Raw genomic sequence first — 12383 nt, 5'->3', positions numbered from 1 at the left:
GCAAGGGAACATCTTATGGCCAAGGTCACCATCTCCAGCGTCATCGACGCGCCGGTCGAAAAAGTCTGGGCGCGCATACGCGACTTCAACGGCCTGCCGGGCTGGCATCCACGCATGGTCGAAAGCCACATCGAGGATGGCAAGGACGCCACCGCGATCGGCTGCGTGCGTAACTTCCAGCTCGCCAGCGGCGCGCGCATCCGTGAGAAACTGCTCGACTTCTCCGACGACAATTTCCTCGTCAGCTATTCCATCCTCGAAACGCCGCAGCCGCTCACCAACCACAAGGCGACGCTGCAGCTTCGGCGCGTCACCGATGGCGACCGCACCTATGCCGAATGGACCGCCAGCTTCGACGCCGCCCCGGAGGATGCGGACAAGCTGGCCGAGGGCATGGGCGCCAATGTCTTCCAGGGGGGCTTCAACGCCCTGAAGAGCCACTTTGCCGGCCAGGGCTGAATCGGGCTTCAGAACAGGAGTGTTCCATGGCGCTTGCCCTCCAGACATTCCCGACCGTGAAGGATGCCAATGCGGCGCTGAAGACGGCCGGCACCCGCTATCTCGGTGGCGGCACACTCGTGGTCCGCGCGGCCAATGAAGGCGACGTCTCGGTCTCCGGCCTTGTCAGGTCGACCGACCCGACCCTGTCGGCCATCACGGTCGCCGACGGCAAGATCCGCATCGGCGCCTCGGTGACCATGGCGGCGATCGCGCGCCATCCGGAACTCGGCACGCTCGCCAAGGCCGCGCGCGCCGTCGGCGGCCCGGCGGTGCGCAACATGGCGACAGTCGGCGGCAATCTGTTCGCGCCCGCGCCCTACGGCGATTTCGCCGTTGCCTTGCTGGCACTCGACGCCACGGTCGGCACCGATGACGGCGAATTGCCGATCGAGACCTTCCTGGCCGGACGGGACGGCAGCCGCTCCATTGTCACGTCGGTCGGCTTCACGCTGCCGAAGGCCGACGGCTTCCGCTTCCTGAAAGTATCACGGATCAAACCCAAGGGCGTCTCGGTGCTGAGCATCGCCATCGTCCTGGAGCAGGCCGCGGACGGCACCGTCTCTTCGGCACGGATCGCGCTCGGCTGCATGGCCGATCGACCGGTGCGTGCCAAGGCGGCGGAAAAGGCGCTCAAGGGAAAGACGCTCGACCAGGACGGCATCGCACCCGCACTGGCCGCCGCCGCCGAAGGCACCACGCCCATCACCGATCCGATCGCCAGCGCCTGGTACCGCGCTGAGGTCCTGCCGGTCCATCTCGGCCGGCTGCTGCTGAGTTGAAATAACGAGTTGGGGGGCGCGCGTCTGTCCGATCCTTCGGGCGGACGCGCAAGGAGGAAACATGGCGAAGGTCCCGGTTCAATTCACGCTCAACGGCTCCGAAAAAGCCGAATTCATCGACAGCGGCACGACGCTGCTCAACGCCTTGCGCGACAAGATCGGCGACACTTCGCCGAAGGGCGGCTGCCACCAAGGCACTTGCGGCGCCTGCTCCGTCATCATCGATGGCGAGCTCCGGCTGTCTTGCCTGACCTTGGCTGAAACTTGCAACGGAACAGCCATCACCACGACATCGGGCCTCGCCGAGGGCGGCGTGCTGCATCCGCTGCAGCGCGCCTTCCTCGACACGTTCGCCACGCAATGCGGCTTCTGCACACCGGGCATGATCATGGCGGCCAAGGTGCTGCTCGACCACACGCCCAACCCCACCCGCGACGACGTGGTCGAAGCGCTGTCGGGCAACATCTGCCGCTGCACCGGCTACGAGCCGATCATCCAGGCGGTGCTTACGGCTGCGCGTTCCAATTCGCAGAATGCCGCCTGAGGGACCAAGAGAATGGAACTGCGCAAGAACTACTTCGCCGATGTCCGCAAGGACGATCTGCACGAGATCGGCCAGCCGAGGGCCCGTTCGGATTCGCCCGGCCATGTCACCGGCAAGACAGCCTTTTTCGCCGACCGCAACTTCCCAGGCATGCTGCACCTGAAGATGGTGCGCAGTCCGCACCACCACGCCCGCATCCGCTCGATCGACACGTCGGAGGCGGAGAAACATCCAGGTGTGGTCAAGGTGCTGACCGCCAAGGACGTGCCGCACAATGTCTACACCATCCTGATCCTGATCCAGGTCGGTCCTGAGGACGAGACGGTGCTGGCCGACGGCAAGGTGCGCTGGAAGGGCGAGGCCGTGGTGGCGGTGCTGGCCGAGACGGAGCGCGCCGCGCAGGAAGCCGCCGCCAAGGTCAAGGTCGACTATGAAGTGCTGCCGGCCGTCTTCGACATGGAGGAGGCGCTGAAGCCCGGCGCGCCCATCGTCAACGAATATCACGGCCAGAACTACTATCTCTATGACAGCGGCGAGTGCCGCAAGGTGCGCTTCGGCGATGTCGAGGCCGGTTTCGCCGAGGCCGATCACATCCTCGAACAAAGCTATCAATCGTCGCCCATCGAGCATGCGCCGACCGAGACCACCGGCTGCGTCGTGGCACCGGAGGGCAATGACCGCTTCACCTGCTACACCAACACGCAGGCGATGTTCTTCACCCTCGACAACACGTCGATCATCCTGCAGATGCCGGGCTCGAAGCTGCATTTCGTCGGCGGCACGGTCGGCGGCGGCTTTGGCGGCAAGGTCGACGTCATCGTCGAGCCGATCGCCATCCTCGGCGCCAAGCTAACCGGACGACCGGTCTGTTTCATCTACAGCCGCGAGGAGGAGATGCAGATTTCGTCGCCTCGCGCCGCCGAAAAGGTGGTCATCAAGGATGGCGTGATGAAGGACGGCCGCATCGTCGCCCGAAAGGTCACCGGCTACACCGATGCCGGCGCCTATTCGCGTCACTCGCCCTATGGCGCGCAGAAGGGTGCGGGCCATTATCCCGGCCCTTACACCATTCCCAATGTCTGGATCGACACCTACTGCGTCTACACCAACCGCACACCGTCGTCGGCCATGCGCGGCTTCGGCGTCACCATCGGCGACTTCGCGCTGGAGGTGCAGATGGACAAGCTGGCACGGCTGATCGGCATGGACCCGCTCGAATTCCGCTTCATCAACGCCTATCGCGACGGCGACATGAAGGCGCATCGCCAGCCGACGGAAGGGGCGGCACTCATCGAGTGCATGCAGGAAGCCTCGCGCGCCGCCAACTGGCCGGTGGCGGAGAAATACATGGCGATGTCGTCCTACGTGAAGGAAGCTTGAGATGGCGATCAGGCGCGGACGCGGCGTCGCCGCGATCAACTATCCCACCGGCATGAATCTCGGCGGCGATCCGACCCAGGCGCTGGTCCACTCGACACCGACCGGCAATTTCATGGTGACGCTGTCGTCGGTCGATCTCGGCCAGGGCATGAAGCAGATCATGGCGCAGATCTGTGCCGAAACCATCGGCGTGCCGACCGACCGCGTCGTCGTCGACACCGCCGACACCGATACCGGCCCGCACTGCATGGGCACGTTTGCCTCGCGCGGCACGCACCGCGCCGGCAACGCCGTCATCCAGGCGGCGAAAGAGGCTCGCCAGGTTATGTTGGAAGTGGCGGCGGAAGAACTGGAGGTCAACGCCTCCGACCTCGAGACCGACGGCCAGGGCAACATACTGGTCAAGGGCGCGCCGCAGAAATCGATCTCGATCTTCGACGTCGCGCTGTCGGCGCATTTCAAGCGCGGCCGCTCGATATCGGGCCGCGGCATGTTCCTGATCCCGCGTTCCTATCCCGAGAAGGAAACCGGCGCGATGAAACCGTCGACCTGCTACGCGCATGCCTGCACGGTGGCCGAGGTCGAAGTCGACGACGAGACCGGCGAGGTCACCGTGCTGACGGTCAAGAACGTCTTCGAGATCGGCCGTGCGCTGAACCCGAAAATGGTCGAGCAGCAGCTGGTCGGCGGCTCCTGGATGGGCATCAGCCACGCGCTCTACGAGACGACAGAGCCCTACTACCCCAACCGCGATCATGGCGGCACCGACTTCAACCAGTATCTTATGCCGGGTCCCGGCGACCTTGCCAGGACCGAGATCATCGTTCTGGAGCGGCCGTCGGCGGATGGGCCCTACGGCGCCAAGGGGCCGGGCGAAATGTGCGCCAATCCGCAGATACCGGCGGTTGCCAATGCCGTCTTCGACGCCGTCGGCGTGCGCATCGACACGCTGCCGATCACACCGGAGCGCATCCTGCGCGCGCTCAAGGCGCAAGCGGCGAACTGACATGCCCGAGGTGAACGCCGAGACTGTCGCGACCTCGCCGGAGGCGGTGGCGTCTCATCTCGCCGCCTCACGCTATCTGGCCGACGACAGCCTGGCCACCGCCATTTTCCTGGCGATCCGGCTCGGCAAGCCGCTGCTGCTCGAAGGCGCGCCAGGCGTCGGCAAGACCGAAGCCGCGAAGGCTGTCGCCGAGCTGCTCGGCCGCGATCTGGTGCGCCTGCAATGCTATGAAGGCATCGACGCCGCCCACGCGCTCTACGAATGGAACTACCAGCGCCAGCTGCTCGCCATCCGGCATGCCGGCGAACACGAAATCGACATTTACGACGACCGCTTCCTGATCGCCCGGCCGCTGCTGCAGGTGTTGCGGGCGCCGGAGCAGCGCGTGCTGCTGGTCGATGAGATCGATCGTTCGGATCATGAATTCGAGGCGCTGCTGCTCGAATTCCTCTCCGATTTCCAGATCAGCATCCCCGAGCGCGGCACCATCCGCGCCGCCGCGCAGCCGATCGTCATCCTGACCTCCAACCGCACCCGCGAACTTGCCGAAGCCCTGCGGCGGCGCTGCGTCTATCACTGGATCGGTTATCCCGGCGCCGAGCGCGAAGCCGCCATCATCATGCTGCGTGCCGGCGATGTCGCTGAAAGCACCGCGCGAGCCGTGGCGGCAGCCGTGCAGACCATCCGCGCCCGCCCGCTGGCCAAGCCGCCCGGCATCGCCGAGGCCGTCGAATGGGCCAATGCCGCCACCATCCTTGAGAAAGGCGGCAGCCCGTGGCCCGAAGCCTTCCGCCGCGCCATCGGCGTGTTGATCAAGGACGAGGAGGATCTGTCCTATATCGCGCCGGAGCTTGGCCGCATTGTCGAGGAGGCGCTTGCGTGAGCGCGTTGCCCCACGCCGCCACGCCCTTGCTCGGCTTCGGCCGGCTGCTGCGCCGCTATGGCTTCGCCATCGCCCCCGAGCAAATCTCCGGCTTCATGCAGGCGGTCACGCTGCTCGGCCCCCGCTCGATGGCCGATATCCGCGAGGCGGCCCTTGCCACGCTGGCGCCGCCGCCCGATCGCCGCGACGAATTCGAAGCGCATTTTCAGAGCCATTTCTACGGCAACACTTCGGCCGTGGTCGAAGGCGACGCGGACGAAGAAACCCGCATCAAGGATGATGGCGGCGCTGATGACGAGCGGATCGAAGCCGAGCACAGCCAGGAAGGCGGCGAGCTGTCCTCCGCCCTGGAGCAATTGAGCAGCCGCGACTTCCAGCGCGACGACGACAGGCTGACCGCCTTTCAACGCAAGCTCCCGTCCGCCCTGCCCGCCCGCCGCTCCTTCCGCACCGTGCGCACGCCTTCGCGCGGCAAGCTCGATCTGCGCCGCTCGCTGCGCGAAATCGTCAGCGCCGATGGCGACGTGCCCTCACCGCTGCTGCGTCGCCGCCAGACCGTGCCACGCAAGCTGCTGCTCCTGATCGACGTCTCCGGCTCGATGAAGCTGCACACGGCGGACTATCTCAAGCTCGCGCACGCCATCGTGCAAGGCGCCGACCGCGCCGAGACCTTCACCTTCGGCACAAGGCTGACCCGCATCACTACCGCACTGCGCGTCCGCGACCGCGACCAGGCGCTGGCGCGCGCGGCGGCTCAGGTCGACGACTGGGACGGCGGCACCCGCATGGGACCGACACTGCTCGCCTTTCTCTCTGTGCCCCGCTTTTCGTCCTTCGCCCGCGGTGCGGCGGTCGTGATCCTGTCTGACGCTCTCGAGCGCGGCGACCATGCCGAGCTGGAGACGGCCATACGCAGGCTGAGCGCCCGCGCCTTCCGGCTGTCGCTGGCAACACCCTTGGCCGGCGACCCGCGCTTCCGCCCGGCAACGGCGGCACTTCGCGCCATCCTGCCTGATCTCGACGATCTCATCGACGGCTCGTCGTTGACCAGCCTCACCGATTTCATCCTGTCGCTCGCCCGCCCCGCCCCGGCGGCCGAGACCATCTGGAAAAGGGTATCGTGATGCAGAAAGCCATCGACGCGCATTTCCACATCTGGCGCCAGAAGGACCAGCCATGGCTGGTCGGGCCGATGGTGCCGCGCATCTTCGGCCCCTATGAGCCGATCCGCCGCGATTATCCGATCGGCGAATTCCTCGACGACCAGAAGGGATCAGGCGTCGAGAAGGCCGTCTATGTCCAGACTAACTGGGCGAAGGAGGATTTCGAGAAAGAGGTCGCCTTCCTGCAGAAGACAGCGGATGAAACCGGCTGGCCGCACGCCATCGTCGGCTATGCCGACATGACGGTGGATGATGTCAGGCCCCAGATCGACCGGCTGATGAAATACAAACTGCTGCGCGGCGTGCGCATGCAACTGCACTGGCACGAGACGCCCGCCTTCCGCTTCGCCGCCTCGGCCGATCAGGTGATCGACCCAAAAGTGCGCGCCAACGTCGCGAGGTTGAAGGACTATGGCTTGTCCTTCGACCTGCAGCTTTTCCCAGCCCAGATGAAGGACGGGCTGACATTGGTCGGGGAGAATCCCGAGACCAACTTCATCATCACCCATGCCGGCATGCTGACCGGCACGGATCAGGAGACCACCGAGGCCTGGAAGACGGGGCTGCGCACGCTCTCAGCGGCACCCAATCTCTATGCCAAGCTCTCCGGCCTCGGCACCTTCGTCCACCGCAACGACCCGGCGCTGATCGCCTATATCGTCGACAACGCGATCGATATCCTGGGCTCCGATCATCTGATGTTCGGTTCGAACTTCCCGATCGAGAAACTCTGGACCACCCACACCGAGCTGATCAAAGCGCACCGCGAAGCTGTAGCGAAGCACGGCGTAGCCGCCGAGGCTGATATCTTCTGGAACACGGCGGAACGGGTTTACCGGCCAGTGTAGCACTCTCTTCCTTCCCCCTTGTGGGGGAAGGTGGATCGGCGCGCAGCGCCGAGACGGATGAGGGGTGTTCCAGCGGAGTGAGCGTTGGCGTCCAGCTGGAGCACCCCTCATCCGACCTCGCTTCGCGAGGCCACCGCCCGGGGCGAGCCACGGGTCTCGCCCCGTTCTTCGGACCCCACAAGGGAAAAAGGTAAGTCCCCGCCACAAGCCCTCACTGCGTCGGCAGCATGCCTTCGACGTCGCCGGCCGCGTCAGTGAGCGCTTCCTTGGGCGAGGCCGACTGGTCGACGATGCGCGACAGATTGTCGACGATCATCTGCGTCACCTTCACACCGTTGGTGCCCGGGAAGGCATACCACGGAACCATCAGCGGCATCTGGCTGAGCCCGGCCTGGAACAGCGGGTTCTTCTTGTAGAAATCGCCGAGATAATCTGACGATTTCGCCGCCAGCTCATTGTTGGGGACATAGCCCGTGCCCGGCACGACGACAGAAGCGCCATAGGGGCCGGCGGCGAATTTCGCGAACTTCCAGGCGGCCTCCTGCTTGGCCGTATCCTTGGTCAGGATGACCACGGCGTTGCCGCCGGTCGGCAGACGACCGTTGACCGGATCGATCAGCGGGATCTTGGCGGTGCGCAGCGTGAACTTGTCGCCGACATTCTTGATCGTGTTGACCAGCGCGCCGGTGGTCTGGAATTCGAAGCCGACCTTGCCGGCCGCGAAAGCCTGCTCGCCCGCCGGCTTGGTGAAGACCGGCATGCCGCCCTCCTTCACCATCCGCTCCAGGATCTCCACCGCCTTCTCGCCTTCCGGCCCGTTGAAGGCGACCTTGCTTTCGTCCTCGTTCAGCATCTTGCCGCCGGCGCCGAACAGCAGCGCCGAGAACATCCAGTCATCGCCCTGCCAGCGGAAGTCGATACCGTCGACGCCATTGCCGAGCGCCTTGATCTTGCCGCCGAGCGCGATCACCTCGTCCCAGGTCTTGGGCGGATTGTCCGGATCGCCGCCGGCCGCCTTCACCAGGTCGGCATTGTAATACATGATCGGGTTGGAGGTGGCGAAGGCGAGACCAACCTGCTTGCCGTTGACCTGCGCGAGCTTCAGGATCGTGTCGGAGAAGCCGAGCTCCGCCATATTGCCTTCCTTCTTGACCAGCGGGCCAAGATCCACGGCGACGTCGCGCTCGTTCAGCATACGCAGGCGGTTGAGGCCGATGAAGGTGATGTCGGGCATCTCGTCGGTGCCGGCCTGGCGAAGAATGGTCTGGATGCCTTCCTCATAGGTCGCTGACGGGCTGGCGAACTGGATCTTGATATCAGGGTTTTCCTCCATGAACTTCTTCGAGATCGTGTCCATCACGTTCTTGAAAAAGCCGGGCATCGGGTAGTGAACCGTCAGCGTCGTCTCGGCATAGGCCGGAAGGGCCGCCGCCAGCGACACCGCCGCCGCGGCGAAAATCCTGGAAAAATGCTTCATTGCTCGTGCTCCTTGTTGGCCCAGTCAATTATTGGCAGATTCAACCTTTGAGACCGGTCATGGTGATGCCCTCGACGAAACGCTTCTGCGCAAGCAGGAAGGCGGCAACGAGAGGAAGGGTGATGATCAGCGTGGCGGCCATCAGCGCGCCGTAGTCGTCGCCGGCCTCGGCCGCGCGGAAATACATCAGGCCGAGCGGTGGCGTGGCGTAGGCCTGCTTGCTGACGACGATGAGCGGCCAGTAGAGGTCGTTCCAGTGCGCGACGACGGAAAAGATCGCGAAGGCTGTGACCGCCGGCCACGCATTGGGCACGATGACGCGCGCGACGATGCCGAGTTCGGACATGCCGTCGAGCCGCGCCGCGTGGAGCAGGTCGTCGGGCATGGCACGGAAGAACTGCAGGAACATGAAGATCGCGAACACCGATATGGTGAAGGGCGCGACCAGCGAGGTGTAGCTGTTCAAGAGCGACATCCTGTCGAAGGCGACATAGAGAGGCAGCGCCGTCGCGTGGATCGGCACCAGAAGGCCAAGCATGACCAGCACCATCATCAGCCGCGCGGCCCGGAACTTCAGCTTGGCCATCGCGTAGGCGCAAGGGATCGCAACCACGACCTGGAAAAAGAAGATCAGGCCGCAGACGACGACGCCGTTCCACAGCAGCGTTGCCATCGGCACCTTGGCCAACGCCTTGGCGAAATTCTCGGCAAAGTAGAAATGCTGAGGGATGAGCGACAACGACGAGGTGAAGATATCGCTCTGCGTCTTGCCCGCCGTCGAGATCATGAAGATGTAGGGCGCAAGGATCATCAGCGCGCCGAGCGAAAGCAGCGCGAAGCGGATGATGCGGCCGGCCGGAATGCTCGTCATGTGTAGTGCACCCGCCGGTCGAGCACGCGGTATTGCACAAGCATCAGCACGACCAGGATCGCCAGGAAGACGACGGTCATTGCCGAGGCGTAGCCGACCCGCAGATAGACGAAACCCTCCTGGTAGATGGTGAAAAGCAACACTTCGGACGCCTTGTTGGGGCCGCCATCGGTCAGCATCTTCACCGTTTCGAAAACCTTCACCGCATTGGTGATGCTGATGGTGACGACGAACAGCGTTGTCGGTCCAAGCATCGGCCAGGTGACCAGGAAAAACCGGTCGAGCGCCGATTTCGCGCCGTCGACATGGGCGGCGGCATAGAGTTCGCGCGGGATCGCCGTCAGGCCCGCCAGGAACAGCACCATGTTGAAGCCGACCGACTGCCAGATGCCGATGATCGACAGGCTGTAGAGCACGGTGTTCGACGCGCCGAGCCAGTTCGGGCCGGGGATGCCGGCAAGCGAAAGCAGCGCGTTGAGCGGCCCGATCGTCGGGTGGAAGATGTACTGCCAGACGGTCGCCATCGCGACGATCAGCGAGGCGACGGGCAGGAAATAGACGGTGCGGAAAAAACCGCGCGCCCGGCCCTCGCCTTCGATCAGCAGGGCAACGCCCAGGCCAAGCACGATCGAGACCGGCGCGACGATGGCTGTATAGACTGAAGTGTTCCACAGCGACCGGCGGAAGGTGCGGTCGTTCAGGAGATGCGCGTAATTCTCGAAGCCGACGAAGCGGAACTTGCCGTAGCCGAGTTCGAAATCGGTGAAGCCGAGAAAGATGACGGCGGCCACCGGCAACAGCACGAACAGCAGCAACAACACGATGGCCGGCGCCGCCAGCAGCCAGGCGGTCCGGTCTTCGCTGCGCGCGCGCAGCGCCGCCGCGCTCGGGACGTTGCCCGCCAGCGCAACGCTAGACATAAGCCGGCTCCTGCCGCGCGCCCGCCACATCCGCAGTGCGCAACCGCCGTCCCTCCGGCCCGAAGACCATCGCCTGTTCGGGCGACAGAAGGATGCCCACCGGCATTCCGGCGATCAGGTCCCTCGCCTCCTGCGGCGCCAGCTTGGCGATGATGATGTCGCCGGAGGCGTCGAGGCGGCAATGGGCAATGACTTCCGAGCCGAGGAATTCGAGGCGCTCGATCCGTCCGGCAAGGCCGCTCCGGCCGCTGGGGGAAAGCCTTACGAATTCAGGCCGGATGCCGAGGCTGACCGGCCCGGTCGCAACCTTCTCCAGCAGGGCCAGCCGGATGCCCTCGAAGCCGACACGGCCGCTTTCGGCCTGTGCCTGGATGATGTTGATCCTCGGTTGGCCGACGAAGCGCGCGACCTCGATATGGGCGGGATCGTTGTAGATCACGTCGGGCGCGGCGAGTTGCAGCAGATTGCCGCCGATCATCACCGCCACGCGGTCGGCCATCGAAAGCGCCTCGGCCTGGTCGTGCGTCACATAGAGCGTCGGCACGCCGGCGCGGCGGTGCAGTTCGACGATCTCGCCGCGGGCATGGACGCGCAGATTGGCGTCGAGATTGGAGAGCGGCTCGTCCATCAGGAAGATCGAGGGCTGGCGCACCATGGCGCGCGCCAGCGCCACGCGCTGCCGCTGGCCGCCCGACATCTGCCCCGGCTTGCGGTCGAGCAGATGGTCGATCTTGAGCAGACCAGCCATCTCGCGGACATCACGAGCGATGCCGGTGCGGATCTCCCTCTGGCCGGGCAGCAGCGAGCCGACCAGCGGCAGCCGCTGCGTCCGGCTCAGCCGCTTCATGGCGAGCGGAACGGCGATGTTCTGGCCCGCCGTCAGATGCGGATAAAGCGCGTAGGACTGGAACACCATGGCGATGTTGCGGTCGGCCGCGGCAACCGGCGACATGTCCCTGTCGCCGACGAAGATCTCGCCGCTGTCTGCATGGTCGAGCCCCGCCAGGATGCGCAGCAAGGTGCTCTTGCCGCATCCGGAAGGACCGACCAGAGCGATGAACTCGCCGGGCTCCACATCAAGGCTGATGCCGTTCAGAATGGCATTGCCGCCAAACGACTTTTTCACGCCGCGAAGCGAAAGCGCGCTCATGACGCGACCTTCTTGCGAACCTTGTGCGCCTCGTGCGGATAGACCTCCTCGACCACGTCATCCAGGACATGGACCGTCATGCCGGGGATGGTGACGATCTCGCTGGCGACCGTGTCGCCGAATTGATGGACAACGGCGCCAAGCAGCCGCTCGCCCGGCATATCGCGCTCCATGTCGCCGACGACGAAGGCCGCCGACGGACCCCATACAAGCGACGTGTTTTCATATTCGCCCTGCCATGCGCGGTGCAGGTGACCACTGGCGAACAGCGCAACATCGTGGGCGCCGATCAGCTCATACAGACGCTGCCGCTGCGCCGGCCTGACGCTCCAGTAACCCGTGTCGCCCTCGCCGGGCTCGTCGATGAAGAGCGGCTTGTGGGCGAAGAGCGCGACGCGCCGGCCGCCGCGGCTTTCCAGTGCGGTCCGCAGCCATTCGAACTGCGCCTCTTCCTCGGCATCGTCAAAACCCATCAGCAGGCTGTCCAGCCCGATGAAGCGCCAGGTGCCAGCGTCCTCCATCCAGTAATCCGGGCCAACCAGCCGGCGCCAGCGCTCGAGGCGCCCGGCATTGACCGGCTGCAGCGAACCGGGCAGATGGCCGACATCGTGATTGCCGGGCACCAGCAGCATCGGCTTCGAGATCTCCCGCATCAGATCCATGCAGAAGGCAATGTCGTCGTCCCGGTCGGCACCGTCGACGCTGAGGTCGCCCGTGTGGATGACAAGGTCAGCGCCGCTCTGCTCGATCCAGGCGGCAAGCGGCTGCCAATTGCCGTTGAAATGCGGCTTGGTCGGGCTGAAATGAGTGTCTGTGATCTGAACGATTTTCATGCCGGCTCCACCATGCGAGCCGAGCCCC

General features: G+C 64.9%; 13 protein-coding genes. 8 read left to right on the top strand and 5 right to left on the bottom strand.

All coding sequences use genetic code 11. The features are described from left to right. Positions 1 to 15 precede the first annotated feature (15 nt). From FJ977_RS29350 to FJ977_RS29315, 8 genes are all read left to right on the top strand, one after another. Positions 16 to 459 carry an SRPBCC family protein gene (locus FJ977_RS29350; RefSeq protein WP_140775703.1) on the top strand — a complete coding sequence of 148 codons (444 nt, stop codon included), beginning with the start codon at positions 16 to 18 and terminating at the stop codon, positions 457 to 459. 26 nt (positions 460 to 485) lie between these two features. Then, on the top strand, positions 486 to 1280 hold the full coding sequence (locus FJ977_RS29345) for an FAD binding domain-containing protein (protein WP_140775702.1): 795 nt from the start codon (positions 486 to 488) through the stop codon (positions 1278 to 1280). A 61-nt stretch (positions 1281 to 1341) separates the two neighbouring features. Further along, the gene (locus FJ977_RS29340) at positions 1342 to 1824 is read left to right on the top strand and encodes a (2Fe-2S)-binding protein (protein WP_065005353.1); all 483 of its coding nucleotides are present in this window, start codon (positions 1342 to 1344) and stop codon (positions 1822 to 1824) included. Positions 1825 to 1836: 12 nt separating this feature from the next. Continuing rightward, entirely contained in the window at positions 1837 to 3204 is a 1368-nt protein-coding gene (locus tag FJ977_RS36720) for a xanthine dehydrogenase family protein molybdopterin-binding subunit (protein WP_140775701.1), read from the top strand. A 1-nt stretch (position 3205) separates the two neighbouring features. Further along, a complete protein-coding gene (locus FJ977_RS36715; RefSeq protein ID WP_140775700.1) occupies positions 3206 to 4210 on the top strand; it encodes a molybdopterin cofactor-binding domain-containing protein in 1005 nt (334 codons plus the stop codon). 1 nt (position 4211) lies between these two features. Then, the gene (locus tag FJ977_RS29325) at positions 4212 to 5093 is read left to right on the top strand and encodes a MoxR family ATPase (RefSeq protein ID WP_140775699.1); all 882 of its coding nucleotides are present in this window, start codon (positions 4212 to 4214) and stop codon (positions 5091 to 5093) included. Positions 5094 to 5098: 5 nt separating this feature from the next. After that, on the top strand, positions 5099 to 6217 hold the full coding sequence (locus FJ977_RS29320) for a VWA domain-containing protein (protein WP_246683379.1): 1119 nt from the start codon (positions 5099 to 5101) through the stop codon (positions 6215 to 6217). Continuing rightward, complete coding sequence (locus FJ977_RS29315) at positions 6217 to 7104, top strand: amidohydrolase (protein ID WP_181180110.1); 888 nt, start codon at positions 6217 to 6219, stop codon at positions 7102 to 7104. The genes FJ977_RS29320 and FJ977_RS29315 overlap by 1 nt, the downstream gene beginning before the upstream one ends. A gap of 211 nt (positions 7105 to 7315) precedes the next feature. On the opposite strand, the gene FJ977_RS29310 is transcribed toward FJ977_RS29315, so the two are convergent. From FJ977_RS29310 to FJ977_RS29290, 5 genes are read right to left on the bottom strand one after another with little or no spacing between them, the layout of a single operon-like run. After that, positions 7316 to 8581 carry an ABC transporter substrate-binding protein gene (locus FJ977_RS29310; protein WP_140775696.1) on the bottom strand — a complete coding sequence of 422 codons (1266 nt, stop codon included), beginning with the start codon at positions 8579 to 8581 and terminating at the stop codon, positions 7316 to 7318. Positions 8582 to 8621: 40 nt separating this feature from the next. Next, positions 8622 to 9452 (bottom strand): carbohydrate ABC transporter permease, encoded by an 831-nt coding sequence (locus tag FJ977_RS29305; RefSeq protein ID WP_140775695.1) that lies wholly within the window; start codon positions 9450 to 9452, stop codon positions 8622 to 8624. Then, complete coding sequence (locus FJ977_RS29300) at positions 9449 to 10372, bottom strand: sugar ABC transporter permease (protein WP_140775694.1); 924 nt, start codon at positions 10370 to 10372, stop codon at positions 9449 to 9451. The genes FJ977_RS29305 and FJ977_RS29300 overlap by 4 nt, the downstream gene beginning before the upstream one ends. Beyond that, positions 10365 to 11522 (bottom strand): ABC transporter ATP-binding protein, encoded by a 1158-nt coding sequence (locus tag FJ977_RS29295; RefSeq protein WP_140775693.1) that lies wholly within the window; start codon positions 11520 to 11522, stop codon positions 10365 to 10367. Before FJ977_RS29295 ends, FJ977_RS29300 begins: the two co-directional genes overlap by 8 nt. Then, a complete protein-coding gene (locus FJ977_RS29290; protein ID WP_140775692.1) occupies positions 11519 to 12355 on the bottom strand; it encodes a metallophosphoesterase in 837 nt (278 codons plus the stop codon). The genes FJ977_RS29295 and FJ977_RS29290 overlap by 4 nt, the downstream gene beginning before the upstream one ends. Positions 12356 to 12383: the final 28 nt, after the last annotated feature.

It is taken from the genome of Mesorhizobium sp. B2-1-3A (genome assembly GCF_006442655.1).
Lineage (GTDB): Bacteria > Pseudomonadota > Alphaproteobacteria > Rhizobiales > Rhizobiaceae > Mesorhizobium.
This window is presented reverse-complemented; position numbering and strand designations above follow the sequence as displayed.

What these genes read in the sequence shown, in the direction of transcription:
- FJ977_RS29350 (WP_140775703.1), top strand. Translation starts at nt 16, where the DNA reads ATGGCCAAGGTCACCATCTCCAGCGTCATCGACGCGCCGGTCGAAAAA.
- FJ977_RS29345 (WP_140775702.1), top strand. Translation starts at nt 486, where the DNA reads ATGGCGCTTGCCCTCCAGACATTCCCGACCGTGAAGGATGCCAATGCG.
- FJ977_RS29340 (WP_065005353.1), top strand. Translation starts at nt 1,342, where the DNA reads ATGGCGAAGGTCCCGGTTCAATTCACGCTCAACGGCTCCGAAAAAGCC.
- FJ977_RS36720 (WP_140775701.1), top strand. Translation starts at nt 1,837, where the DNA reads ATGGAACTGCGCAAGAACTACTTCGCCGATGTCCGCAAGGACGATCTG.
- FJ977_RS36715 (WP_140775700.1), top strand. Translation starts at nt 3,206, where the DNA reads ATGGCGATCAGGCGCGGACGCGGCGTCGCCGCGATCAACTATCCCACC.
- FJ977_RS29325 (WP_140775699.1), top strand. Translation starts at nt 4,212, where the DNA reads ATGCCCGAGGTGAACGCCGAGACTGTCGCGACCTCGCCGGAGGCGGTG.
- FJ977_RS29315 (WP_181180110.1), top strand. Translation starts at nt 6,217, where the DNA reads ATGCAGAAAGCCATCGACGCGCATTTCCACATCTGGCGCCAGAAGGAC.
- FJ977_RS29310 (WP_140775696.1), bottom strand. Translation starts at nt 8,581, where the DNA reads ATGAAGCATTTTTCCAGGATTTTCGCCGCGGCGGCGGTGTCGCTGGCG.
- FJ977_RS29305 (WP_140775695.1), bottom strand. Translation starts at nt 9,452, where the DNA reads ATGACGAGCATTCCGGCCGGCCGCATCATCCGCTTCGCGCTGCTTTCG.
- FJ977_RS29300 (WP_140775694.1), bottom strand. Translation starts at nt 10,372, where the DNA reads ATGTCTAGCGTTGCGCTGGCGGGCAACGTCCCGAGCGCGGCGGCGCTG.
- FJ977_RS29295 (WP_140775693.1), bottom strand. Translation starts at nt 11,522, where the DNA reads ATGAGCGCGCTTTCGCTTCGCGGCGTGAAAAAGTCGTTTGGCGGCAAT.
- FJ977_RS29290 (WP_140775692.1), bottom strand. Translation starts at nt 12,355, where the DNA reads ATGAAAATCGTTCAGATCACAGACACTCATTTCAGCCCGACCAAGCCG.